Annotated in this window: 23 protein-coding genes; 6 read left to right on the top strand and 17 right to left on the bottom strand. The window is 65.6% G+C overall.

Annotated features, from left to right (window positions below):
• Nucleotides 1–75 precede the first annotated feature (75 nt).
• The 9 genes from KTR9_RS03660 to KTR9_RS03620 all read right to left on the bottom strand — a co-directional run bounded on the left by KTR9_RS03660 (nt 76) and on the right by KTR9_RS03620 (nt 9777).
• Nucleotides 76–1029, bottom strand: coding sequence for an MlaD family protein (locus KTR9_RS03660; RefSeq protein ID WP_014925262.1), 954 nt, complete (start codon nt 1027–1029; stop codon nt 76–78).
• Nucleotides 1026–2039 carry an MlaD family protein gene (locus KTR9_RS03655; RefSeq protein WP_014925261.1) on the bottom strand — a complete coding sequence of 338 codons (1014 nt, stop codon included), beginning with the start codon at nt 2037–2039 and terminating at the stop codon, nt 1026–1028. The genes KTR9_RS03660 and KTR9_RS03655 overlap by 4 nt, the downstream gene beginning before the upstream one ends.
• On the bottom strand, nt 2036–3160 hold the full coding sequence (locus KTR9_RS03650; protein ID WP_014925260.1) for an MlaD family protein: 1125 nt from the start codon (nt 3158–3160) through the stop codon (nt 2036–2038). Before KTR9_RS03650 ends, KTR9_RS03655 begins: the two co-directional genes overlap by 4 nt.
• Entirely contained in the window at nt 3160–4143 is a 984-nt protein-coding gene (locus KTR9_RS03645) for an MlaD family protein (RefSeq protein ID WP_014925259.1), read from the bottom strand. Before KTR9_RS03645 ends, KTR9_RS03650 begins: the two co-directional genes overlap by 1 nt.
• Nucleotides 4140–5147 (bottom strand): MlaD family protein, encoded by a 1008-nt coding sequence (locus KTR9_RS03640; RefSeq protein ID WP_010844069.1) that lies wholly within the window; start codon nt 5145–5147, stop codon nt 4140–4142. Before KTR9_RS03640 ends, KTR9_RS03645 begins: the two co-directional genes overlap by 4 nt.
• Before the next feature lies 1 nt (nt 5148).
• Nucleotides 5149–6231, bottom strand: coding sequence for an MlaD family protein (locus KTR9_RS03635; protein ID WP_014925258.1), 1083 nt, complete (start codon nt 6229–6231; stop codon nt 5149–5151).
• Nucleotide 6232: 1 nt separating this feature from the next.
• Complete coding sequence (locus tag KTR9_RS03630) at nt 6233–7096, bottom strand: MlaE family ABC transporter permease (protein WP_035718004.1); 864 nt, start codon at nt 7094–7096, stop codon at nt 6233–6235.
• Between the two features lie 4 nt (nt 7097–7100).
• Nucleotides 7101–7961: an ABC transporter permease gene (locus KTR9_RS03625; RefSeq protein ID WP_010844066.1), complete on the bottom strand. Its 861-nt coding sequence runs from the start codon at nt 7959–7961 to the stop codon at nt 7101–7103.
• A 424-nt stretch (nt 7962–8385) separates the two neighbouring features.
• Nucleotides 8386–9777: an aldehyde dehydrogenase family protein gene (locus KTR9_RS03620; RefSeq protein WP_014925257.1), complete on the bottom strand. Its 1392-nt coding sequence runs from the start codon at nt 9775–9777 to the stop codon at nt 8386–8388.
• 171 nt (nt 9778–9948) lie between these two features.
• On the opposite strand from KTR9_RS03620, the gene KTR9_RS03615 reads away from it, so the two are divergent.
• Entirely contained in the window at nt 9949–10749 is an 801-nt protein-coding gene (locus tag KTR9_RS03615) for an enoyl-CoA hydratase-related protein (RefSeq protein WP_044507574.1), read from the top strand.
• Nucleotides 10750–10818: 69 nt separating this feature from the next.
• On the opposite strand, the gene KTR9_RS03610 is transcribed toward KTR9_RS03615, so the two are convergent.
• The 3 genes from KTR9_RS03610 to KTR9_RS03600 all read right to left on the bottom strand — a co-directional run bounded on the left by KTR9_RS03610 (nt 10819) and on the right by KTR9_RS03600 (nt 13854).
• Nucleotides 10819–12114, bottom strand: coding sequence for a TetR/AcrR family transcriptional regulator (locus KTR9_RS03610; RefSeq protein ID WP_010844063.1), 1296 nt, complete (start codon nt 12112–12114; stop codon nt 10819–10821).
• A 49-nt stretch (nt 12115–12163) separates the two neighbouring features.
• Nucleotides 12164–12985, bottom strand: a complete 822-nt coding sequence (locus KTR9_RS03605) for an alpha/beta fold hydrolase (protein WP_014925254.1) — start codon at nt 12983–12985, stop codon at nt 12164–12166.
• A gap of 143 nt (nt 12986–13128) precedes the next feature.
• Nucleotides 13129–13854, bottom strand: a complete 726-nt coding sequence (locus tag KTR9_RS03600) for a nitroreductase (RefSeq protein ID WP_014925253.1) — start codon at nt 13852–13854, stop codon at nt 13129–13131.
• Nucleotides 13855–14012: 158 nt separating this feature from the next.
• Here KTR9_RS03600 and KTR9_RS03595 point away from each other — a divergent pair, with 158 nt between their 5' ends.
• Both KTR9_RS03595 and KTR9_RS03590 read left to right on the top strand, forming a co-directional pair.
• Nucleotides 14013–15335 (top strand): oxygenase MpaB family protein, encoded by a 1323-nt coding sequence (locus KTR9_RS03595; RefSeq protein WP_014925252.1) that lies wholly within the window; start codon nt 14013–14015, stop codon nt 15333–15335.
• Nucleotides 15332–16489: a CaiB/BaiF CoA transferase family protein gene (locus KTR9_RS03590; protein WP_014925251.1), complete on the top strand. Its 1158-nt coding sequence runs from the start codon at nt 15332–15334 to the stop codon at nt 16487–16489. The genes KTR9_RS03595 and KTR9_RS03590 overlap by 4 nt, the downstream gene beginning before the upstream one ends.
• 54 nt (nt 16490–16543) lie before the next feature.
• On the opposite strand, the gene KTR9_RS03585 is transcribed toward KTR9_RS03590, so the two are convergent.
• Both KTR9_RS03585 and KTR9_RS03580 read right to left on the bottom strand, forming a co-directional pair.
• Complete coding sequence (locus tag KTR9_RS03585; protein ID WP_014925250.1) at nt 16544–17683, bottom strand: acyl-CoA dehydrogenase family protein; 1140 nt, start codon at nt 17681–17683, stop codon at nt 16544–16546.
• A 22-nt stretch (nt 17684–17705) separates the two neighbouring features.
• The gene (locus KTR9_RS03580; protein ID WP_014925249.1) at nt 17706–18875 is read right to left on the bottom strand and encodes an acyl-CoA dehydrogenase family protein; all 1170 of its coding nucleotides are present in this window, start codon (nt 18873–18875) and stop codon (nt 17706–17708) included.
• A 185-nt stretch (nt 18876–19060) separates the two neighbouring features.
• Between KTR9_RS03580 and KTR9_RS03575 the strand changes: the two genes are divergently transcribed.
• The 3 genes from KTR9_RS03575 to KTR9_RS03565 are packed head-to-tail and all read left to right on the top strand — an operon-like array spanning nt 19061 to nt 23353.
• Nucleotides 19061–21082, top strand: a complete 2022-nt coding sequence (locus KTR9_RS03575; RefSeq protein WP_014925248.1) for a flavin-containing monooxygenase — start codon at nt 19061–19063, stop codon at nt 21080–21082.
• Nucleotides 21083–21128: 46 nt separating this feature from the next.
• Nucleotides 21129–22973: an AMP-dependent synthetase/ligase gene (locus KTR9_RS03570; protein ID WP_014925247.1), complete on the top strand. Its 1845-nt coding sequence runs from the start codon at nt 21129–21131 to the stop codon at nt 22971–22973.
• Nucleotides 22974–23005: 32 nt separating this feature from the next.
• The gene (locus KTR9_RS03565) at nt 23006–23353 is read left to right on the top strand and encodes a hypothetical protein (RefSeq protein WP_014925246.1); all 348 of its coding nucleotides are present in this window, start codon (nt 23006–23008) and stop codon (nt 23351–23353) included.
• Nucleotides 23354–23397: 44 nt separating this feature from the next.
• On the opposite strand, the gene KTR9_RS03560 is transcribed toward KTR9_RS03565, so the two are convergent.
• The 3 genes from KTR9_RS03560 to KTR9_RS03550 form a co-directional block, all read right to left on the bottom strand.
• Complete coding sequence (locus KTR9_RS03560; RefSeq protein ID WP_274518062.1) at nt 23398–23733, bottom strand: SDR family NAD(P)-dependent oxidoreductase; 336 nt, start codon at nt 23731–23733, stop codon at nt 23398–23400.
• A gap of 37 nt (nt 23734–23770) precedes the next feature.
• Nucleotides 23771–23965, bottom strand: a complete 195-nt coding sequence (locus tag KTR9_RS03555; protein WP_014925244.1) for a ferredoxin — start codon at nt 23963–23965, stop codon at nt 23771–23773.
• Nucleotides 23966–24056: 91 nt separating this feature from the next.
• A complete protein-coding gene (locus tag KTR9_RS03550) occupies nt 24057–25376 on the bottom strand; it encodes an oxygenase MpaB family protein (protein ID WP_014925243.1) in 1320 nt (439 codons plus the stop codon).
• Nucleotides 25377–25483 lie beyond the last annotated feature (107 nt).

The following is a 25483-nucleotide window of genomic DNA, read 5'->3' as shown; positions in this document are numbered from 1 at the left end:
GCTGGTTGGCTTGTGTCGGAACGCTTGTCACGTCCGCTGGGAGAATCCCGCTCGCTCTTGCGGGGTCGGTCACCGTCACCCCCCTGCCGGGATGCGGATCTCCACTGCCCCGGAATCGGTCGCGTTGATCACGTTGTCCAGTACCCTGCCGACGTCGACGGTCCGCAGCGCTGCCGCACCCGACCGGGTGGCGGGTAACAGGTTGTCACCGATGATCTTGAGGTCCGCACCGCTGTCGTCGAGGAACTTCTGCAAGGCCGCGACGAGTGGCGTCGCCCCCTGGGTGATACCCGTGTACATCGGCCCACTCCAGTCGATGGCGTCCTTGACGCCCGACTCCAGTTCGGCGAAACCGATTCCGAAGCCGGCCAGGTGCGGCGTTGTCGCGCGCATCAGCCCCGGGATCGCCTCCGAGCGCATGAGCAGCGGTTGCATCGTGGCCAGCAACGTGGTCAGTTCGTCAGCACGAGCCGTGAACTCGGCTGTCAGCAGACGTCCCACCTTGTTGAGGTCCTCGATGACCTCGATCCCGTCGGGCAGTCCCATGTCGAGCTCGGCGAACACCCGCTGCACCTTGTCCGGATCGGTTTGTCCGAGCACCTGGGTGACCTGTTCGGACAGGTCCTTGAAAGTGGCTGCGTTGGAGATGTTCTCGCCCTCGATGTAGGCGTTGTCGGCCAGGTAGGGACCGCCGGACGTCGTCGGCATCACCGCGACATAGGCCTCCCCGAGCGCCGAGAGATTGTCCACGCGGAAGTTGCTCTCGACGGGGATGTTCTCCGTCTCGTCGTAGTTCCAGGTGATCTCGGCGCCGCGCGAGGACTGCGAGATCTCGGTGACATGACCGACCTCGATGCCGCGCAACAGAACTCGGGAACCCACGAGGATCCCGTTCGTGTCGGGCACCGTGATGGTCGCGTGCCGGGCCGAGGGCGAGTTCACGTGCAGTCCGACACTGAGTATGTAGGCGATCGACAGCCCCGCGATGGCCAGCATGGCCACCACCGAGACCCTGGTCTTGGTGATCATCGGATCGCTCCCAACATGCGCAGCAGCATCTTCGCGTCGCCCAGCAGTTCCTTCTTGCCGGCCGCCTGCACCGAGGGGGCCTGCACCGAGGCGATGTTGACCGACGGCCTCTTCGCGAACGGGATGAGCGTGTCCTCCAGGAACTTCGCCATCGCCGTCCCGGTCGCGGGCGCCTGGTCCCACATCCCACGACCGGCTTCGGCGGCATCGGCCGTCGAGTTCAGCAGCGGTACGAGGAACAGGCCGCCGGTGAACACCGACCCCACCGAGGGCAGGAGGGTGCTGATGTGGCGAACCAGCGAGTAGGACACCGTCTTCCAATAGTGCTCGGCCTGCTCGGAGAACACGTTCTCGATCTCGTTCCGGCTGTCGGAGAAGGACCCGGCGACCGCGTTCAGGCTGTTCAGTGTGCGGTCGAGTTGCCCGGTGTTGCGCGAGAGATCGTCGAGGTCCTTCGACACCGTGCTCGCGATCTTGCGCACGTCCTTGACCGGCGGCATCGTGCGGTTAAGCGTCGCCATGGTGTCCTGGACCTTCTGGATGCTGCCGCCGTTGATGAAGTACGCGAGGACAGCGATGGTGTCCTCTAGAGGCGGCGGCGATATCGTACGGTCGCTCGGGATGACGCTGCCGTCGCGCAGCAGCTCACCACCGCCTCCCGCCGGCGGTTGCAATGCCAGGTAGGTGTCGCCGAGCGGCGTGTTCTGCCGGATGATCGCCGAGGAATCCGCGGGGACCGGGCGGTCGTCGGTCAGTCCGACCACCACGTCGACGCCTTCGTCGGTGGTCTCGGTGGATTGCACCCGGCCGACCTGGATGCCGTTCATCATGACGTCGGCCCCGTCCGGCAAATTGAGCACACTCGCGAACTGGAGTGTCACCTGATAGTCCAGCGGCACACTGCTCTTCACCGACGGCAACCGGTTGGGACTCAGCGCCGAGCAGCCGGTGAGCCCGACCACGAGTGCGAGCATCGCGGCCAGACCGAGCACGGTTCGTCTACCGATCATTTCTGGAGACCTGCCTTCTGCAACAGGATGGACAGTGCGTTGACAGGTGCCGACTTGCCGCCCCCGACGTCGATCTTCGGCGCCACATAAGGCACCGAGAGCGCGCCCGAGACCGACTCCTGTTCGCGCATGGCGGCGGCGACCGACGGTGTCATGGCCACGAGTTGCCCGAGTTCGGGAGCCCGCTGTGCGCCGTAGGCGATGATGTCCTCCACCGGTCCGTGGAGCAGCGGCCACAGGATGTCCTCGCCGTAATTGCGCTGGATGTCGTACATCAGCGCGATCGTCCAACCGATCCCTCGGCAGAACCTCGCGACGTCGTAGAACAGGGTCGTACCGAGCTGGGTGACCGAGGGCATCTGGTTCATGATCGACATGATCTGATCCCAGTTCTTCACGGCGTCGTCGGTCAGCGGTGCCATGTCCCTGATGGACGAACCGATGTCGGCGACGAATGCGTCGGGATTCTGCGCCGCGCGGGCCGCGTTCTCGAACATCCGTGCCGCCTGCGGGCCGGTCCCGGCAAAAGCTCGGTCGGCGCCGTCGAGAGCCGTCTCGAGGTCGTCGCCACCGTTGTCGGACAGCGATTTCAGGAAGTCCGATGCCGACGCGGCGACCTCGGAGATGCTCTTGGGGGTGAACGAGTTCTCCACGCCCACGCACGTACCCTCCTCGAGGGCCGGTCCACCGGTGTAGTTGCCCACCAGCTCCAGACTCCGGTCGGCCAGCAGCGACTTGGATCTGGTCACCGCCTTGACGTCTGCTGGGTACGTGCGACCGGGATCGAGGGCGAAGGTGACCCGTACATGGTCACCTCGGCTCTCTATCCGATCGATGGTTCCGACCCGGATGCCCATCTGTGTCACCGGGTTTCCCTCGTACAGACCGATCGTGTCCGCGATGTCGACGCAGAACCCGTCACCGCCGGGCGCGCTGTCGTCGACGCCGGTGGCGCCTGCCGACGTCAATCCGATCGTGGTGATCACGCCGAGCAACACCACCACGGTCCCCAGCGAAATGGCGAGCCGACGGCGTTGTCCCCCGCCCCCTGAGGAGCGAGCCCGCACGCCTCCCCCGCCCCCTGAGGAGCGAGCTCGCGAGCGTCTCGAAGGGCCTCTCATCAGCAGTTCCTTCCGGGGATGGGGATGCACACGTTTTCGGTCCACAGGGTGCCGCCCCCGACCTGCCGCATGCCTTCGGGTGTTATCCACTGCGCCAGCTTCTTCCGCGTCGCCACCAGACCGTCGATGGCCGGCCCGAGTTGTTGTTGCACGCGGATGATCGTGTCTTTCATCTGGTTCACGTGAGTGGAGACCAGTTCACTGTGGTTGAGGTAGAACCGCATGAACGGGGCCAGCTTCATGAGGACGTTCGCGAACAGTTTGTAGGCGTAGTTGAAGCCCGCGGAGTTCACGTGGTAGGTGCTCACGACCATGTCGATCTTGCGGATCAGCTCGAAGACGAACTCCCGGTTGCCGTTGAACGTCTGCAGGTATTCGGAGGCGAGAGCGGCGATCTGGTGAACCTGGCCGCGCTGTCGGTCGAACACTGAGGTCACCGACTCGAGCCCGTTCACGATCGAACGCAGCGAGGTGTCGTTTCCGTCCAGGGCGCCGGCGACCTGATCCAGGTTCGCATTGACCTCGGTGGTGTCGACCGTGTCGGTCGTGCTGGGCACGGCTTGGATCACGTCACCGATCGAGTACGGCACCGTCACCCGGCCGGCCGGGATCGGGGACTTCAGTTCTTCGCGACCGAGCGGGATCATGGTGATCGCGTATCCGCCCACCGGCGTGAGCATCCGGACCTCCATCTTCGTCTGGTCACCCACGAAGGTCTCTTCGTCTATCCGTGCGGTGACCTTCACCCGGTCGGGTTGGAGGGCCACCTCGGAGACCTTGCCGATGCTGATGCCCGCGACGCGAATGTCCTGACCGGTCTCGATCGCCGACGCATCGGTGACCTCGAAGGTGATCGTCTTCTGGCCCGGTGGGCGCAGGTAGATGATCGCAAGGGTGCCGAGGAGCGCCACCACCACCACGAGTACGACCACGCCGAGTACGCCGTCGTTCGACGTGAACCTGCGAATCCCTTTCCGGTTCATCGATTGCACAGGACCACCTCGCTGCCGGTCATCAGGATTCGGACGTCGGACGGGATGTGTGCGCGTCCGTTGGCGCACTGCTTGCTGAACGAAGCATGGGTGTCGATGCCGCGCAGTCCGGCGAGTGCGTTCGGCATCAGCTGGAAGGACTTCAACGCTTCTTGCATGGACGAGAAGGTGGTCTTCAGAAACACGTCGACGTCGAATTCCTCGTTGACACCGAGCGCCACCAGGAGCCTCTCGATCGGTTCGAACAGTGCGGGGCCCGCGCTCGCGGTCACCGCGAATTCGTCCAGCACGGTCATGGCATTGCTGATGGGTAGATCGACCGCCTCCAGGAAGCCCATGACCTGCGGCGACCGGCCGCCCATCGTGTCGGCGATACGGGCCAGATTCGACGTCAGCGTCGAGATGAGCTGCTGACGGTTCTCGGCGAACCTCGCCAGCTTCTGCGTGCTCTCCAGCATCGGCCCGAGTCCACTGCCGTCACCCTGGAGCAGGGCGATGGCGTTCTCACTGAATTGGTTGACCTCGTCGGCGTTCATCGTCGTCAGCACCGGCTGGAGACCGTTGAACAGCGATGTGATGTCGAAGGACGGGACGGTCTGCGCTGTTGTCGCATGGCTCACCATGCGCCCCGTCGTCTCACCGGGCTGCAGGTCCAGATACCGCACGCCGGTGAGATTCTGGTACTTGATCGCCAGGGTCGAGGTCGACGTCAGTTTCTGACTGTCATCCATGGTGAACTCGACGCTTGCGTAGGGCTTTCCGTCGTCATCGCGTTCGAGGTCCACCGAGATGATCTTGCCGATCCGCTTCCCGCGGAATCGGACGTCGCCGTTGTCGTGGAGACCCGATGCGTCGGTGAAGTCGGCACGGTAGGTGACCACACTGGCATCCACCGGATTGCGCATGGCGTTCACGACGAGCACGAACAGCATGACCGTCACCGCTGCAACCACCGCGACCTTGGCACCGGCGACAACTGTGCTGCGAGATGCCATCTCAGTTACCTCCCGCACGGGGGCCGACTGCACGCATCTTCTCCAGCGGACCCGAGACTGCGGGGACACTGTCGAGCAGGAGGCGCAGTTGCAGCGTCTTGCTCGCGTCGTCGCCTCTGAAACTGTTGCGCAACTGTTCGATTGCCTTTCGTGTCTTCGCCATCGACGCGCCGCCGCCGATCATCTGCGGCACCGGGTCGATCAGGTACTTGAAGGACGTGACCAGGGGCGTCAGATCCGTCGCATGCGACGCGAGGAGCGTTCCGGCCGCGCCGAACAGCCCACCGGAGGCCACGTTCAGTGATCGGTTCATCAGGTCGTGATAGGCCTCGTCGACGCCGCGCGACCCGTCCGGCATCTTGTTGAAGACGCTCTCGGTGATCGCGTAGAGACTCTTCATGGCCTCCCGGTTGAATCCCGGGAACGCCTCGGCGAGGTCGTTCATCTCGCGCAGCAGCGTGCTGGGCATGTGCCGCTGGGTTCGGGCCACCTTGTCCGTGAAGATGATCGCGGTCTCGATCAGCGGCGAGAGACCGTCGGCGTACCGCATCACCTCGTCGAGGCTGTCGATCATGTCCCGCGTCAGGGTCCCGTCCACGACGATCGAACTCCGCTCGATCATGGTCGACATCGTGAAGTCGGGCGCCGCGGAACGGCGGACGGTCTGCCCGTCGGAGAGTTGCGCCCCGCCCGGCATGGCGATCAGGTTCACCGCGGTGACGCCGAAGTAGTTCTGCGGCCGGTAGTCGACCTCGAACGAATCGGTGAGGCTCTCCGCGGCCTGGGCATCGAGCACCACATCGACGTGTACGACGTCGGGATCGGTGGAGTCGATGGCCGTGACTTCACCGACCTCCGCGCCGCGCAACAGGATTCGGCTTCCGGTGTCCACGCCGGGTCCGAGGGCGGGCAACACGAGGTGCAGGTCGGTGCCCTTGGGCGCGGTGGCCCGGGGGTACACCACAGCGAACACCGTGACGATGACCACGAGCACCGCGACCGCGGCGATGCCGGCGTACACGAGAGTCCGGGTCTGGCCTCGAGCATCCCCGCGGATGAAGTCCTGACTGCTGTAAGACGACACATCAACCCCTGAACGGAAGGACCGGATTGAGGCCCCAGATGGCCACGGTCATGAGGAAATTGAGAACAACGATGGCAACGAGACTCGCGCGGATCGCCCGTCCGGACGCAGCCCCGACACCCGCCGGTCCACCGGAAGCGAAATACCCGTAGTAGCAGTGGATGATGGTGATGACCGCGCAGAAGATGAGTGCCTTGGCGACCGACGCCAACAAGTCGGGTATCGACACGAACTGGGCGAAGTAGTGGTCGTAGGTCCCCTCGGGTTGTTCGTGGAAGAGCTTCACGATCAGCCCACCTGTCAGGAAGCTGACGACCAGGGCCATGAGATAGCTGGGCAAGACCACGAGCATCCCGCCGATCAGCCGGGTCCCGACGACGAACGGGATGGCGCGCAGACCCATGGTCTCGGTGGCGTCGATCTCCTCGGAGATCCGCATGGCGCCGATCTCGGCGGTCATGCGGCAGCCCGCCTGAGCCGCGAACCCGATACCGGTGATGATCGGCGCGACGACACGGATGTTGCCGAACGAGTTGATGATCCCGGTGAGGGCGCCGAAGCCGAGCAGGTCGAACGCCATGAAGGCCATGATCGCCACGACCGACCCGACGGCGATCCCCAGGAAGAACATCAGGCTGACCACGCCACCGTCGACGATGATCGACCCGCTACCCCATGCCATGTCGTTCATGGTCTTCATCGTCTGCTTGCGGTAGTGCCGGATCGTCGTGGGCAGCAAGGCGAATGTCTTGCCCACGAACAGGACGATCTGGCCGAAGGTCGCGAACGCGGCGGTGAATCGATCGCTCACCGATCGGCCGACACGGGCCACGATGCTCGGTCGTGAGAGGGCTTCTGTCGTCATCGCGTCACGCCAATCGGGCCGGGAAGAACATGGCCTGCAGCTGACTGACCGCCATGTTCGTCATGAAGATGCACAGGACACTGAGGACAACGGAGGCGTTGACCGCGTTGGCGACACCCTTCGGGCCACCCTTCGCCTCCAGTCCCCGCAAGCTGGCGATCACCACGACGATGAACGCGAACAGGACCGACTTGAGCACGGAGAACATCAAGTCCGTCGGAGTCGCGAAGGTTCCGAAAGACTGCCAGAAGCTGGCCGGGACCACGTCGTTCACATTCGCCGAGATCGCCAGTCCGGCAGCGACACCCGACGCGATGATCATGACGCACAGGGCCGGGGCGATGGCGAGCATCGCCAGGAATCGGGGCACGATGAGCCGCTGGACCGGATTGACGCCGATGACCCGCATCGCCTCGATCTCCTCCCGGATGGACCGCGCTCCGAGGTCCGAGGCGATCGCCGATGCCGCGGCGCCGCTCATCAGGAGGCCGGCCGCCATGGGCGCGCCCTGGTTCACGACACCCAGGCCGGAGGCTGCTCCGGCGAGCGAGTTCGCGCCGACCTGGTCCATGACGCCACCGACCTGCACCGAGACCTCCGCGCCGATCGGGACCGCCATGAGCAGGGCCGGGAGTGCGGTGACCTTGAACAGCTTCCACATCTGATCGATCACCTCGGCGCCGGCCAGACGCATCGAGATCGCGTCGGTGATCGCGAAGCGGATCATCTCCATCGCCAGTCGCGCCGAGCGACCGATGGTCGCCAGACTGCGGGTGATCCGGTCGATCACGCCGCCGCCCACCTTGCGGAGGGCCTCGGCCGATCTGATTCCCGGACTGCGCTCCCCCAGAGCACTGACAGTCATTTGGATCCTCTCGAATTCTCGCGGATACCGCGTCCGCCTCGGTTTTCTGCGCCACAACCGGCCGCCACCTGCCGGGCCGCGCGACGCTCGCGGTGCGCGCCACCGGGCTGAGGCGCGCGTGACATGTGGCCTAAAGCCTTTAGCTCAACTACTGTGATCCCCGCCACTTGCGATCGTCAAGAGGCTAGCAGACATAAGACGTATCTCGTCAAGTGTCAGCAGCTCTGCCATTCCGACGGGCCTCGCCAACGCCCCACGACCCGGCTTCGGCGTCGGACATACGACCAGTTCAGACCCCGTGCGGAACCCAGACCCCCCGGAATCCGCACAGGAGCCGTGCCGGGCACGGCACCTGTGCGGACACACGGACAAATACTCGCGTTCGCACGCGGTCGATCACGCAATACCTAATCGTTGTAGTTCATCAGCCCATCAATCGCCGGAGGACCTTCTCCATGGGGCGTCCGTACGGCGGATAGGTTGCGGCGAGGTCCGGGCGGGCGGGTTTGCTCAGGACCGACTTCCGGTGACTGAATGTGTCGAACCCGTTCTTGCCGTGGTAGTTCCCCATACCCGATGCGCCGACTCCGCCGAACGGCAATTCCGGCACCAGCAGCTGATACAGCAGGTGGTTGACCACGACCGAACCGGACGACGTCTGCTCTACCACGAACTCCTCGACCGCCTTCGACTCGGTGAAGAGATAGAGCGCAAGGGGTTTGGGTCGCGCGTTGACGAACGCGGCCGCGGCGGCGACGTCGGGGACCGAGACGAGCGGCAGGATCGGACCGAAGATCTCTTCCTGCATCAGCTCCGAGCCGAGATCGGGGTCGGTGACCAGCGCCGGCTTGATGGTTCGCTTGGCATCGTCGATCTCGCCGCCGTACTGCTCACCACCGTGTGTGCCGAGAACGCGCCGCAGTCGGTCGACGTGACGCTGATTGACGATGCGGGTGGTGTCGTAGGCGGCGCGCAGCGGCAGCTCCTCGAGCAACCGCCCGACCAGCGCCGGCCGCACCGACTCCTCGACGAGGACATAGTCCGGGGCGGTGCACGTCTGGCCGGCGTTCACCGACTTCGCCCAGGCGATTCGACGCGCGGCGACGTCGAGGTCCGCATCCGCCGCGACGATCACGGGGCTCTTCCCGCCCAGCTCCAGCGTGACCGGGGTCAGATGGCGGGCACTCGCCTCCATGACAGCCCGGCCGACCGAGGTCGAGCCGGTGAAGAACGTGTGATCGAAGGGCTGGGCGGCGAGCGAGGCACTGACCTCCGCGTCACCGAGCACGACCGAAACGGCCTCGGTGTCCAGGTACCGCGGCAGCTGCTCGGACAGCAGCCGTGCGGTGGCAGCCGAGAGTTCCGACGGCTTGACCACCGCAGCGTTACCGGCGGCGAGCGCACTCACCAACGGGTGCAAGGTCAGCAGGAGGGGGAAGTTCCAGGCGCCGAGGATGAGCGCGACACCCTTCGGCTCCGAGACCACCCATGCCTTGCCCGGCGCGGTCGCCGCACTCATCCGGACCTTCTCGGGCTTCACCCAACGACCCAGATGCGCGAGGGTGTGCCGGATCTCGTGGCGGACCGGCGCGACGTCGGCCATGAAGGTCGCCATGTGCCCGCGCCCCAGATCGGCTTCGATCGCGGCCGCGATCGCCGGCTCGCACTCGTCGATGAACCGCAGCAGTCCCTCGAGCTGCGCGACCCGCCACGACAGCGGCCTCGTCCGACCGCTGTCGAATGCCCTGCGCGCCAGCGCCAGAGCCGCACCCGGCTCACTGCGCGCCTCGCTCGTCGATATCTCGGTAACGCTCATCGGTGATCGTCGCTTTCTACGTGCTTCGAGGACCTGGCCCTCAGCTGGATGTGCGGTGAGCGTACATAGTGTTCAGACGTGATGTCAATCACTCGGGCGGCCCGAGTGGGACGATTGTCCCGACCAGCATACAAATTGTCTGGATGCAACGTCTGGATTATGGTGACACGCATGATCGACTGGACCGTCACCTCGCACACCGAGACCCTCGAGACCGCGACGGGCGACGGGGTCGCTCGCCTGACGATGTCGCGGCCCGCCTCGCTCAACGCATTCGACGACGCGCTCCAGCGGGACTTCCTCGACGCCGTCGTCGCGGCCGCGGAGGACGACGCAGTGCGGTGTGTCCTGATCACCGGGCGAGGTCGCGCATTCTCCGCGGGCGCCGATCTCGCGCTCGATGAGATCGGTCCGCACGTCCGGTTGGCGCCGCGCACGGAGCGCGAGCTCACCCGGTTCTACAACCCGATCGTCCGCCGGCTGCGCGAGATGCCGAAACCCGTCATAGCAGCCGTGAACGGCGCGGCCGCGGGGGTCGGGTGCGCCGTGGCGGTCGCGTGCGACCACGTCGTCGGCGCACGGTCGTCGTCCTTCGCACTGGCGTTCTCGAAAGTGGGACTGACCCTCGACGGCGGGGCATCACTCCTCGTCGGGGCTCGAGTCGGGTTCGGCCGCGCATCCCGGATGGCCCTGCTCGCAGAGCGAATCGACGCCGACACCGCGCTGGCATGGGGTTTGATCGACGCGGTGGTCGATGACGACGATCTGTCCGGCCACACCGAGGCCCTCGCCCGAGAACTCGCATCCGGGCCCACCGACGCCTACGCCGCGACCAAGGCCAGCCTGAACGTCGCATTCCTCCACCGCCTCGAGGATTCGTTCGAGTCGGAGATCGCAGGACAGACCGCACTGGTGGACGGAGACCATTTCCGCTCCGCGATCACGCGATTCGCATCGCGTCCGAGATCCTGAGCGCGCCCGCGCATCAGACTCCGCCGAGGTTCGGCGGCTTCGGACGATGTCAGCGGGTTCCGCTGTATCTCAACGGGTTCCGTAGATGGCCGCGTACATGAACCTGGCCACCATGTCGGTGACCGCGTCGATGTCGGTGAGATGCGCCTCGCCGGCCAGTGATCCCGCGATCGTGCGCTCGATGGTCCACAGGAGTGTGGCGGTGTACTCGCGTGCGGGAGGGCCGTCCGGCGCCAGTCCTCGTTCGCGATCGGTGAGAATGATCGACTCCAGAGTCGTCTCCATGGCATTCATCGCCGCGAGGTACTCGGCGCGCAGTTCGGGCAGTCGCGGCCATTCGTGGACGGCGTTCTTGATGACGGCGCCCGCGTAACCGTCGAGGTGCAGCCACTGCCCGACCTGCTCGAGGAGGGCAGACGGGTCCTGACGGTCGACGTCGGCGACCGCGGTCAACGCCGAGACGATGTCCTTGGCCGCCTCCCGGAACAGCACGACGAAGGCGTCTTCCTTGCTGCGGAAGTAGAAGTAGAACGACGCCCGAGAGGTGTTGGAGTGCTTCAGGATCTTGGCGACAGACAATTGCGCGAGCGTCTCGGTCAGCAGCAGTTCCCGCATGGCCTGGAGGATGTTCTGCGCCGTCTCGGTCTCGGCCGGCGCATCCTGGGCGGCAGGCAACAGCTCTCGCGCGGTGTCGACCGGACGTCCCGCCTTCTTCCGCTTCGCCCGCTGTGCCGTTCGGCCGCCGTAGATGGCCGCTTCGTTGATCGCACTCAGCGACGTGGTGACGCTCGCCGCGGCGGGAAGCCGGTCGTCCAGCCCACGCGTGCTGACGTAGAAGGCCCGCTCCGAACCGCCGACCAGCATCGCGGCGAGCATGTCGGCGGGGGCGCCGTCCGGCGCACGACCCTCCGCTCGGAGGAACTTGATCTGTTCGGCGACCGCCGAGACGAACTGCTCGAACATCCGCTGCCAGGCAGCGGCGACAGCGGGCTTGCTGTGCATGTGCTCGATGACCGCACAGATGACCGCGCCGTGCCGCGACCACATCTCGAGCGTGTGCTCGAGACTCGAACCCATGCTGCGAGCCCGGTCTCGTCCGGGATCGGTGGACCATGGCGCGTCGTTCCCGTACGACTCGTCGAACACCTGTCCCAGAAGCGCTACCAGCACGTCGTACTTGTTGGCAAAGTAGTGATAGAAGTTGGCCCGGGAGAGTCCGGCCGTCTCCAGGATCTGCGCGACGGTCAGATCCTGGAGAGACGTGGAGGTCAGAAGCTCCTCCGTGGCCTTGAACACCGCGAGTTCCGCCGGGGAGCTTCCGTCGTAGTCACGGGGGCGCCGTCGCACGAAGGAACTCGAAGTCATCTCGCCATCATACTCGATGTCCGGACATGACGTCTGTCGCCACTCGGCGTCATCCGACCGGGGCCTGCACCGATCGGACCCCGCTCAGCAGCGCCGCGTCGAATTCGTCCGGACACTCCAGCATCGGATAGTGCCCGACATCGAACTCGACGAGAGTGCTGCCGAGCCGCTCACGCACCCATCGCGCACCGCGAACCGACAACGCGGGGTCCGCCGTACCGATGATCTGCGTGACCGGCACCGTGAGATCGTCCAGCAGACGCGTCTGCTCGGTGCACATGAGCGTTCGAAGCGCCGCGCGGCCGGCCCAGCTCGGTGTCTGCAGCGAGATGCGGTGCAACCAGTCGAGGACATGCCGGTCCGGCGAGCCCTTGAACGGGTCGCCGACGGCACGGCGCCGCAACGTGACCCGATCGGCGTGCTCCGCCGCGAGCAGGCTCTCGAGGGGGCCTTCCGGGGGTACGCCGAAGGGGAAGTCCTCGAACCGGGCCGCCGCGACTCCGTTGGTGGCCACCAGAACCAGGGAACGCGCCAGATCGGGACGTTCGCACGCCAGGCGAAGGGCGACCATTCCGCCGAGCGACCAGCCCACCAAAGCAGCGGGGCCGAGCCCGCACTGCTCGATGACCTCGGCGGCGTCGCGGGCGAGAGAGTCGATGTCGTAACCGTCCAGCGGAGCGTCCGAGTGTCCGTGACCACGCAGATCCATGGCGACGACCCGATGGCCGGTCTCGGCCAGCACTCGTATCTGCCGGTCCCACACCTCGCCGCTGAGAGACCAGCCGTGGATGAGCAGGACGCCTGGCCCGTCACCGAGTTCGCGCACACCGATCTCGACACCGTCACGCACTCGCACGTGTCGCAGTGTCATGAGACCGCGCCCATCGACTCGACGAGGCTCGTTCGGGTTGTCAACATGAAGTCATCTCCTGGTCGTGAACGGGCGCGGTCGCGCCCGGCAAGTGATCAGCACTGGGCTGTCTCCGTAAAGAACTGTCGCAGTGGCAGTGTGGGTCATCGATGAAAGGTCGCGACCTCGGACGTCGACTGACGACCGGTCCGGTAGGAGTTGACCGGCGCGTCGTCGTCGGGATAGCCGAACGAGATCCCGACGACCACATGCCGTCCGGGGTCGAGCCCGAGTTGCTCACGGATGACCGGCGCCTGCGCCGCCAGCGCCGCCTGCGGAATGGTCGCAATCCCCGCGGAGTGGGCCGCCAGGACGAAATTGCTCACGAACAGTCCACAGTCGACGGCGCCGTAGGGACCCAGCGCGGCCTCGGTCGTGACGATCGCGACGTGCGGCGCATCGAAGAAGTCGAAGTTGCGCAACATCTGTCGCGCCGACCCAGCCCGGTCGGACTTGTCGATCCCGAGGCTCGCATACAGCTGCAGTCCACTCTCGCGACGGCGCTCCTGATACACACCCTGATAGGACACCGGGAACTCGATGTCGGGATTCTGTGTCGGCCCTTCGGAAATGGCGGCCCGAAGGGCCTCCCGGAGACGCACGGTCGCCGCGCCACTCACGATGTCGACGTGCCAGGGCTGGGTGTTGCACCAGGACGGCGTCATCCGGGCCACGTCGAGCACCCGGTCGATCTCTTCCCGGGGCACGTCCTCCGACCGGAAAGCGCGACAGCTCCACCGCGACGACAACAGCTGACGCAACGTCTCATACGACGACGAATCCACGGACGACACCGACCCTTCGCCGGCCTGCGCGGACAACTGTGACATCTGAACTCCTCGATCCGTTGGGGCCGCCGCATCGACGGCGGCGAGGCCGACGGGCGACCATACAGGGAGTGTAGACATAGTGTTCAGTACGGTCTACCCTGTGCTGTAACGGCGATCACATGCGGTCGACGTTCCGAGTCGAATTCATAGGAGGCGCGATGACCATCACCGAGCCACATACGGAGAAGATGTCATTTCGTGGCGACCTCGACGTGCCGCCCGGGTTGCCCCGCGGCATCGATCTGGGACGAATTGCCAACAAGGACAGAGCAATCGCGATGTACGGGCGTGATCTGGTCGAGAAGCTGACCGATCACGCCCTCCTCGCCGACGACTATGCCTACGCGGCGATGCTGGATTTCAAGGACAAGTCGAACAATTCGACCTGGCGCACGTTCGACCAGGCGCTCGACCACGGGATCGACGCCATCGACGACCCCAGTCCGGGTCTCGTCGCGCTCTTCGATCAACTCGACCACATCCCCGAATGGGTGGATTTCGATCAGCTCTACCGGGGCGCGGTCGCGTTCTGGCGGGCCGGGCCCATCGTCCCGCCCGTCCTCGCCTGGGGTGCGATCGCCGGCGGGTTCTCGATGTACAGCGCCACGCGTCCCGTGCTGTTCAGCGGACGCCTCCGCGAGCAGGACAAGGTCGGCACTCGACTCATCGAGAGTTTCCGGTACGTGGTGGCCGCGTACACCCCGGGCGGGATGCAGCGATTCGAGGAGGGGTTCCGGCTCACCGCGAAGGTCCGGATGATCCATGCCGCGGTCCGGCACAGTCTGGGACGATCCGACCACTGGGACTGGGCCGGATGGGGCATCCCGATCAACAACCTCGACAGCATGGTCACCCAGGCCGGACAGTTCGGCGTCAAGTTCACCGACGCGGTCCAGTCGTCGGGGATCCGTTACAGCGACCGCGAACTCGAGGACATCTTCGCCCTCAGCCGCTATGTCGGCTATGTCATCGGTGTCCCCGAGGACATCCTGCACACGGACTACGAGGACGCCCGCCGCAAGACCGACCTGCACACCCTCATCGAGTTGCCGCCCGACGAGCTCTGCCACGATGTCGTGCATTCGATCATCGAATACAGCGTGGAGAATCCCCCCGGGGACGTCGAGGTGCTACCCGGCCCCGTGGCGAAGTTCATGACCAACGAGCGCAGGCTCAAGCTCGCCTACGGACTGTTGCACTCGTGGATTCCCCCGCATGTGATGGACGCACTCGGCGTGGAGAAGACCGGGTGGAGGCACATCCTGCCCACCATCAGTCCGCTGGTGTCCCTTGCCGATCGAGTCGGACGGATTCTGCCGCACGACGACGAGAAGGCCGCCTTCACGATGCTGCGTCAGTTCAACGACGCCATCAAGCTGCCCGATGGCGCGAGCAAGGAGATGGCGGTGGCCAACCCGGACGAGGTCCACGCCGACATCGCCGCGAACAAGGGCGGCATGCCGGTGGTCGTGAAGCAGTGAGCGAGTCACCGACCCCGCCCCTGGCCGGCACGCGCATCATCGAGCTCGCGGGCATCGGACCGGGTCCGTTCGCGGCGATGATGCTGGCGGACATGGGTGCCGAGGTCATCACCGTCGACCGTCCCGGGGGAAACCCGTGGGCGGTCGGCGGGCACGGCATCCTGTTCCGCAGTCGTAGGCACATCGCGGTCGACCTCAAGACCGAAGCGGGTGCCGATGTCGTCCGCCGCCTGTGCGCCGACGCCGACGGACTCATCGAGACGTTCCGGCCCGGTGTCGCCGAGCGTCTCGGCGTGGGACCGCAAGACTGCCAACGGGTCAATCCGGACCTCGTGTACGGGCGTATGACCGGGTGGGGACAGTCCGGCCCGATGGCCCAGCTCCCCGGACACGACATCAACTACATCGCCCTCACCGGGGCACTGCATCAGATCGGCCGGAAGGGGGAACCCCCGGTTCCCCCGCTGAACCTGGTGGGCGATTTCGGCGGCGGCGGGACCTTCCTCGCATTCGGCATGCTCGCCGGAATACTCTCCGCGCGAGCCGGTCACGGAGGACGGGTCGTCGATGCGGCGATGATCGACGGCGCCTCGGCGCTGATGGCCATGTTCCACTCCTATCGCGCCGAGGACTCCTTCGTCGAGGACAGGGGTGCGAACCTCCTCGACACCGGCGCCTTCTTCTACGACGTCTACCGAACCCGAGATGACAAGTGGGTCAGTATCGGTGCGATCGAGAACCAGTTCTGGCTGGAGCTGTGCGATGTCCTCGGGCTGCCGGAGGCGATGCGACACGACCACCTCGACCCGGAACGGTGGGACGACTACCGCATCGTGCTGCAGAAGCGGGTCGCGGAATACGACCGCGCGGAACTGGACTCCGCGTTCGCCGGGCGGAACACCTGCTACGCGCCGGTCCTGACGATGTCCGAGGCCATCGAACATCCGCATCATCAGGCGCGCAACACCTTTGTGACCGTGGACGACGTCGTCCAGCCCGCACCCGCTCCGCGCTTCGACGGTCAACCACCCACGGTTCCCCGTCCGCGACGCGCGCCGGGGGCCGACACGCGCGACGTGCTCCTCGCTGCCGGGTACTCCGAGACCCGGATCGAGTCCTTGCTCGCCGACGGCGTGGTCGACTCCACCCCATGATCTCGGTGGTTGCCCGGTCGACCCCCTTCCCGGGCAACCACCGATTCACTTCCTCTACAGGCCCAGCGATCGACCGACGATCTCGCGCATGATCTCGTTGGTGCCGCCGTAGATTCGCTGCACACGTGCGTCGCGCCAGCGTCGCGCGACGTCGTACTCCTCCATGTACCCGTACCCGCCGTGCATCTGCAGGCAGGTGTCGAGAGCGGAGAATTCGAGTTCGGTGGTCCAGAACTTCGCGCCCGCCGCTTCTGCCGCGGTCAGTTCGCCGGCATTCTGTGCCTCGATACACCGGTCGACGAACACGCGCGCGATCGACACCTGAGTGGTGAGTTCCGCGAGGGTGAACCGATTTGCCTGGAAGCTGCCGATGGGCTGTCCGAAAGCCTTGCGCTCCTTCGCATAGGCGACCGCGGTCTCGACGGCGTGCTCGGCCTGTGCGACGGCCACCACCGCCATGGACAACCGCTCCTGGGCGAGGTTGCGCATCATGTAGTGCAGCCCCTTGCCCGGTTCGCCGAGAACGTCTGCGTCGGAGACCAGTACGTCCTCGAAGAAGAGTTCGGCTGTGTCCTGGGCTTTGCGCCCGATCTTCTCCAGCTTCCGGCCGCGTTCGAATCCGTCTTGGTCGGCGGAGACCACGAAGAGACCGAAACCACCACCGTCGTCCTCCGGTATCCGTGCCGCCACGATGATCAGGTCGGCCTGGATGCCGCGGGTGATGAAGGTCTTGGACCCGCTCAGACTCCAACCGCCCTCTCTGCGAACGGCGGTCGACTTGATGGCACGCAGGTCCGAGCCCGTACCCGGCTCCGACATGGCGATCGCGATCGCCGTGTCACCGCTCACGATGCCCGGCAGCCACCGCTCCTGCTGCTCCGAAGAGGCGATGTCGAGGAAGTAGGGCAACACGATGTCGTTGGTCAGCGAGAAGCCGTCGCCGACGGTTCCGGTTCGGACCACCTCCTCGTTCAGGACGGCGTTGAACCGGAAGTCCCGCAAGCCGGCGCCGCCGTACTCCTCGGGTGCCGCGAAGCCGACCAGGCCCTGATTCGCTGCCGCGGTCCAGAAGTCGCGCCCGACCTCGCCGGCCGCTTCCCACTTTGCCGTGTGCGGTACGGCCTCCTTGAGCAGGAACGCCCGTACCGTGTCGCGGAACTGCTCGTGTTCGGTGTCGAAAATGGTTCGTTTCATGGTGATGTTCTCCTCGGAGTCCTCAGCGGAAGAGGGACTTGCCGATGATCTCCTTCATGATCTCGTTGGCGCCGCCGTAGATCCGCTGAACGCGGGCGTCCACATAGGCTTTGGCGATGGGGTACTCGGCCATGAAGCCGTAACCGCCGAACATCTGCAGGCACCGGTCGGCGACCCGTCCCTGGACCTCGGTCGCCGCGAGTTTGGCCATCGCCGCTCGGTCCGCGGTCAGATCGCCGGTCGTGTGCTGTGACAGGCAGTCGTCGACGAAGGCACGGACGACCTCGGTCTGCACATACGCATCGGCCAGAGTGAACCGGGTGTTCTGGTTGGCCGACAGCGGTTTCCCGAAGGCAGTCCGCGTGGACACGTACTCCCGCGCGAGCTCGATCGCCCGGCCTGCCGCAGCCGTACTGGCGACCGCGATCGTCAGCCGTTCCTGGGGCAGGTTCGTGACCAAGGCACGGAATCCGGCTCCTCGTTCACCGAGCAGGTTCTCCTTCGGGATCCGTGCGTCGTCGAAGAACAGCTCCGCGGTGTCCTGTGCGTGCATGCCGATCTTGTCCAGGTTGCGACCCCGCCGGAAACCGGGCGTATCGCGCTCGACGACCAGCAGCGACAGACCGCCGTGACGGTCACCGTCGTTCTCGGTCCGTGCGGCGACGATGATCAGGTCGGCGTTGATGCCGTTGGAGATGAAGGTCTTCGAGCCGTTCAGCACGTAGTGGTCACCGTCGAGGGTTGCCGTGGTGGAGATGCCGGCGAGGTCCGACCCGGTCCCCGGCTCGGTCATCGCGATGGCCGCGATGAGTTCCCCGGAAACCAGACCCGGCAGCCACCGCTTCTTCTGCTCCGAATCGGCGTAACGCTCGAAGTAGGGCACGCAGATGTCGTTGTGCAGATTGATCCCGAACGACATCACGCCGGCGTCGGCGACCTCTTCGGCGATGATCGCGTTGAACCTGAAGTCGTCGGTGCCTCCACCACCGAACTCCTCGTCGACCGACATGCCGAGGAAGCCGTGCGAGCCGGCTCGCGTGAAGAGCTCGCGAGGGATGAGGCCCTCTCGTTCCCATCCCTCGTAGCCGGGTACGACCTCCGCGTCGAGGAACCGACGAAAGCTGTCGCGGAATGCTTCGTGCTCGGGTTCGTACACCGAACGCGCGGCGGGACGATTCACAGTGGAAGTCATTGGTGAGTGATCCTGTCTGTCGATCTGTCGAGACGATGGGTTGTCCGCAGAGAAGCCGCGAAAAATACTGCGCAGCTGAGTCTTCCGGTCCCCGATAGTGCGCGGTGGAATCAGTCCCGGGTGCGACGGAGTCGGACCGGAATTGTGATTGACACCACGTCTGAACAGATTGTATGGTCTAGCGTATGCCTGAGTCCAGTTCCCCCCGTCTCGTCCCCGACTGGAGTGACGCTCCCGAGGGTGCGTTCCGTCCGGACGCCGACTTCACCGACGACCAGCTCGCCGAAGCACTCGAGGAGGCGAACCTGCCCATCCTGCTGGGGTCGCTGGCACTGCTGACCGGTGACGACCGCTGGATCGAGGACCCGTTCCTGCCGACCGCCCCGCCCGATCTCGGCGACCATGACACCGGCGGATTCGAGGCCGAACTCGCGTACCGCATCCGGCGCGAGGCGGCGGCGGTTCTCCGCTCGTGGCGCGACGGTGATCTCGAGGTCGCCGCCCCGCCGGCGCCCGAACGCCTGTCGCGCATCCTGTCGGTGATGCTCGCCGAGAAGTTGCCGGACGACTACGGACAGCTACTGGGCGAGGAGATGGGCCTCTACCCACGCCATTCCGAACCCGCGAATACGCCGCCCCAGGACTTCCGGGTCGCCATCGTCGGGGCGGGGATCTCCGGCCTCGCGATGGCGATCCGTCTGCAGCAGGCGGGAATCGACTACGTCCTCATCGACAAGAACGACGACGTGGGCGGTACCTGGCACGAAAACGTGTACCCGGGTTGCGGAGTCGACACGCCGAGCTATCTCTACGCACTGTCCTTCGACCAGAATCCGGACTGGTCCAGCTACTTCGCACCACAGAACGAACTCGCCGCATACTGGCGGGAACTGGCCGAGCGCCACGGCGTCCTCTCCCGCACGAGGTTCGCAACGGTCGTCGATCACGCCGAGTTCGACTCCACCGCGTCCCGCTGGACGCTCGACCTGCGCTCGACGGTCACCGGTGACGTCGAGACCCTCAGCGCCACAGCCGTCGTCAGCGCGGTCGGGCTCCTGAACCAGCCGAGCATCCCCGACCTGCCGGGCCTGTCGGACTTCCACGGGCCGGTACTGCACACCGCGCAGTGGGACCCGGCCGTCGACCTCCGGGGCAAGCGCGTCGCCGTCGTGGGCACGGGTGCGAGCGCCATGCAGTTCGTTCCGGCCGCCGCGGAGGAGGCAGCGCAAGTACGGGTCTTCCAGCGGACGCCGCAATGGGCGATGCCGCACCCACTCAAGGGTCGGGCAGTCGGCGAGACCGCCCACTGGCTCAACAAGCACGTACCGTTCTATCTGGCCTGGTACCGGGCGCGGTTGTTCTGGCGCATGGGCGACAAGGTCTGGCGGCTTCTGCAGGTGGATCGCGACTACCCGCATCTCGGGCGCGCGATCAACAAGGGAAACGACCGGCTCCGTGCCATGTTGACCGCGTACATCGAGAGCGAATTGGCCGGTCGCCCAGATCTTCTCGAGAAGAGCCTGCCCGACTACCCGCCGTACGGGAAGCGCCTGCTCATCGACGCCGGATGGTTCCGGACGATCCGCCGCGACAACGTCGATCTGGTCACCACCGGGATCGACACCGTCACCGCGAGCGGGGTCCGCACCGAGGACGGGGTTGATTTCGACGCCGATGTACTGGTCCTCGCAACGGGATTCAAATCGGTGGACGTCCTCGGATCGATCACGGTCCGGGGCCGGAACGGGCAGACCCTCCGGGAGGCCTGGGGCGCCGACGACGGGCGGGCGCACCTCGGCATCACCGTGCCGGGCTTCCCCAACTTCTTCTGTCTGTACGGACCCAACACCAACACCGGCCACGGCGGAACCGTCATCGCCGGAACCGAGATGCAGATCCAATACGTGACGGCGCTGCTCAGCGCGATGGTCGACGAGGGATTGGAGACCGTCGAGGTCCGGCCCGAGGCGTTCGACGCCTACAACCGCGAGCTCGACGACGCGCTCGAGGACACGGTGTGGCACTTCGGTGGCACCACGACGTACTACCGCAACGCGCGGGGCCGCATCGTCACCAACAGCCCGTGGCGGTACGTCGATTACTGGCGCCGGGTCCACGAGCCCGATCTGTCCGAGTACGTCACGACCCGCGCCGAGGTCACGGCGCACGAGCCGTCCTCCGACGGTGCCGAACAGCTCACCCACTGAGTCCCGTCACCCTCCCGTTTCCCCATCGCAATCGAGGCAGAACACGATGACACAAGCACCCCAAGCCCCATCCGCACCCGTTGCCACCCCGGGGATCTCGGCGACCACTCTGGTCGAGGCGTTTCAGGCGACGGCCGCAAGCCGGCGCGACCTGCCTGCCCTGATCGCGTTCGGCGAGGACCGTAGCCTCACCTGGTCGGAATACCGCACGGCGGTAGAGGAAGTCGCGAGCGGCCTCGCCGCCATCGGCGTCGGGCGCGGTGACACGGTGGCGATCATGCTGCCGAACAGTCCCGAATTCCACATCGTCGACATGGCGGTGCTGCACCTCGGCGCGACCCCGTTCTCGATCTACCTCACCTCCGCGCCGGACCAGATCAGCTACCTGTTCGACAACGCCGGCAACTCCGTCGTCGTCGCCGATCCCGCCTTCCTCGGAGTCCTCCAGCGCACCGCGGCGCCCGCCGTCAAGCACATCGTGATCACGGGTCCCGCCGACGAATCCACGGTGCACGACAACGGTCCCGCCACCATCACCTCACTCGACGATCTTCGTGACCGGCGTACGGCGGACTTCGATTTCGAGAAGACCTGGCGTTCGGTCGGTGCGAGCGACCTGGCCACGCTGATCTACACCTCCGGCACCACCGGAGATCCCAAGGGCGTCGAACTCACCCACGCCAACCTGATGTTCGTGATGTACACGTGCAACCTCCGGTTCCCGTTCGTCGCAGAGGGAGCCGCCATCAGCTACCTGCCCACCGCGCATGCCGCCGACCGGGTCTTCTCCCACTATCTGGCGACGGTCACGGGCTGGCCCATCACGACCGTCCGCGACGCGACGACCGTGTTCGCCGCAGTGGCGCAGGCGCGTCCCACCTGGTTCCTGGGTGTTCCACGGATCTGGGAGAAACTCCGCGCGGGTCTCATGGCGCGGTTCGCGGCGCTGCCGGACGGACAACGTGAAGCGACGTCGGACGCGGTGGACGCTGCGACCCGTCTCGTCCAGATCCAGCAGCGCCGGGAGCCGGTCCCCGCAGACCTCGAAGATGCGGTGGGTGCCGCGGACGAACGCGTCTTCGCCGGCCTGCGGGCCCAGCTCGGCCTGGACCGTGTCGAGCTGCTCATGACGGGCGCAGCGCCGATCGCACCTGCGGTACACGAGTTCTTTCTCGCACTCGGACTGCCGCTGCAAGAGGGTTTCGGGATGTCGGAGACCGGCGCGCTCGGGTTCACCAACATCCCCACCGACATCCGTGTGGGCAAAGTCGGCCTGGCACAACCGGGAACGGAAGCCAAGCTCGCCGACGACGGCGAACTCCTGCTGCGCGGCCCGCACGTCATGCGCGGCTACCGCAAGGCCCCCGAGAAGACCGCAGAAGCGATCGACGAGTTCGGCTGGCTCCACACCGGTGACATCGCCCAGATCGACGACGAGGGCTGGGTCACCATCGTCGACCGCAAGAAGGAACTCATCATCAACGCGGCCGGCAAGAACATGTCACCGGTCAACATCGAGAGCAAACTGAAGAGCGCCTCGCCGCTCATCGGTCAAGCGTGCGTGGTCGGTGACCGTCGTCCGTACAACGTGGCCCTCCTCGTGCTCGACCCCGATGCGGCACGCACTTTCGCCGCTTCGCACGGACTTGCCGACACGTCGTCGGCAGACCTCGTCGAGAACGCGTCCCTGCGCACCGAGATCGACGAGGCGGTCGCACGGGCCAACGCGCAGCTCTCGCGCGTCGAGCAGATCAAGCAGTATCGCCTGCTCGCCGACGAGTGGCTGCCCGATTCGGAAGAACTCACCCCTACGATGAAACTCAAGCGACGTGGCGTCGCCACGAAGTACGCAGACATCATCGACGACATCTATTCATCCTCGGCCCGCTGATCTCGCGGCACTCGATGATCTGGAACAGCCCCATGAGAATTCGCGTCGAACCCCATACCGTTCGCGTCCACGAGCGAGCAGACCTGCGGACGCTGTCGGTCAGCACCACGCTGGACGGCACAGAGACCTCGGAGCAGTTGCGTCGACGAGGGATCGGCTACGTCGACGGCGACTCCGCACACATCAACTCGATGTGGCTGCAGTCCCTGGGCGAGGACCGACGATGGCACGACGACCTCCGCGAACTGTTCTCGTTCGCGGAATGCCATGGGTGGTTCGACGGTGTCTACCTCCGGGCACGGCTGGAGACCACGCCGGTTCCGGACTTCAGGCCGGTACCTCGGTTCAGGCCGCGGTCGCGTGCCGACGCGTCTCGGTGACCCGACGAACGGACTCGTCGCCGGGTCACCGGGAAGAGCGGAATCTACTGCGCTGTCAGACCCGCGTCGATGACGTGCTCCATACCGCTGATGTATGACGAGTCATCGGAGGCCAGGAAGAGGACCAGTTTGGACACCTCTTCGGGTTCGGCCATCCGCCGGAGGGGAATCGACGGAACGATTCCACCGCCATCGGCACCGCTCGCGGCCGCCATCATCGGGGTCTTGATATAACCGGGATGGACCGAGTTCACCCGGATGTTGTCGGGACCGTATTGCACGGCAACATGTTTGGTCATCCCGCGCGAGGCGAACTTGCTGCCAACGTAGGCGACATTCGGGGACCCGACGATGGATACCATGCCCGCGGTCGAGGAGATGTTGTCCTCTTCACTGAGTTCCAGGGTGGGCGCGACCTCAACCCTCGACTCGGAGCGCCCGCATCGGGCAGTCGTCGACCGCCTCCTCGATCTGTTCGCGGTAGGCCTCGAGTGGTCCGCCCGGGTCCAGCAGATGAACCTTGCCGTCGTCACCCACCTCGAACACGTAGGACGCGGCGGCTTCACACGCACCCAGACCGAAACAGGCCGGTAGGTCGATGGTCACCTTCATGTCGAATACCTCGGTACTCCGGGACGGGACGGCTACGGACGAACCCGAGCAGGGGTGCGGGGACTTGGGACTCCCCGCACCACCACGCTCGTCAGCCCGCCGATCGCATCGATGCCTTCGGGACCTTGCCCTTGTTGGCCGCGATGTCTTTCGTCAGCGTGTCCGGGTCGGCGACCTCGGCAGACTTCCCGCCCTCCGGCGTGGCGATCGCCGTGGTGAACTGCCTGAGGGTCCTGAAGGCCTTCGCCTCGTCGTCGTGAGGCAGCTTTCGCGCCACCCGGTCAAAGGCCTTGACCAGCGGGCGAACTGTCGGCAGCGCGAAACGCCACGGGGTGCGTTCCACGTCGAGCATCTCGCTGACGTAGTCGGGCTGCCAGTTCCGGATCAGCGCCCACGCCAGATGCCGCCGTCGCTCGGTGGTCATGAACGCGGCCACCGGTCCGGGCAGGATCTCCACGTCGCCCGGCGGCTTCTCGGTGCTGTACTCGATGATCGTCTTGACCACGTCTCGGCAGAGGTCGTCGGCCGGAAGCTCGATGAGCTTGTGGAAATTCACCTTCATCCGGGCGTCGTCGGGGTTTGTGTGCAGCACGGCCTCCGGCACCCCGATCACCCAACCCACATACCGGCACAGCGCGAAGATGTCCTCTTCTTCCCGATCGCTGATGCTGATCCCCGAGGCGCGGACACCGTCGACGAACTGCGTGCCGAACTGTCCCGCCTGGGTGTTCATCGAATCGAGGTTGCTGATCGGCAGTCCCCAACTGGGCCAATCCCAATGCGGCGAATGGCTCAGCGTGTGCCGCACCGCCGCGTGGATCATGCGCACCTTGGCGGTCAGGCGGAAACCGTCCTGATCACGGCGCATGCCGCCGGGGGTGTGCGCGGCGACGACGTAGCGGAAGCTCTCGGTCAGTCTGCCACCGACGGCCGACTCATCCTTCAGACGGCCGCTGAACAGAACCGGCCGTGTCGAGCTGTACATCGAAAAGCCGGCTCCGATGGACGAATACGTCAGGACCATGCCGGCCACCGAGCCGACACGCCAGTATGCGACGGCACCCCGATACAGCTGATCGAAGTCCACCCAGTCCGGGATGTGGTCGAGCTGTTCGAACAATCCGACCAGGCCGTCCGAGGGATCGTCGAGCGAATCGATGCCGTGGTCGAGGGCCTGCTCGAACATCTTCCAGGACGCGTTCTTCGACTTGTCCTTGAAATCCAGGAATGCGCGATAGGCGTGATCGTCGCCGAGGAGGGCATGATCGGTCATGCGCTCCACGTAGTCACGGCCGTACTTCATCACGGCTTCCTGTCGATTGTTGATGCGTCCGAGGTCGATGCCGCGGGGCAATCCCTCGGGCACATCGAGCGAACCCTCACGTATCTGCGGAATGAGTTGAGCGGTCACGATATTCCTCCTTGCGGTTCTTGCGGCTGAGGCCCGGGAGCCGGGTTTGCGCGGTCTGGTCTGGACTATGACCTCGCACTGGCTGCGACGCTAGTTGTGCTCCAAAA

Origin of the sequence: Gordonia sp. KTR9 (genome assembly GCF_000143885.2) — a bacterium.
GTDB lineage: Bacteria > Actinomycetota > Actinomycetes > Mycobacteriales > Mycobacteriaceae > Gordonia.
Note: the sequence above shows the minus strand (reverse complement) of the source record. Positions and strands in the feature narration are given on the sequence as shown.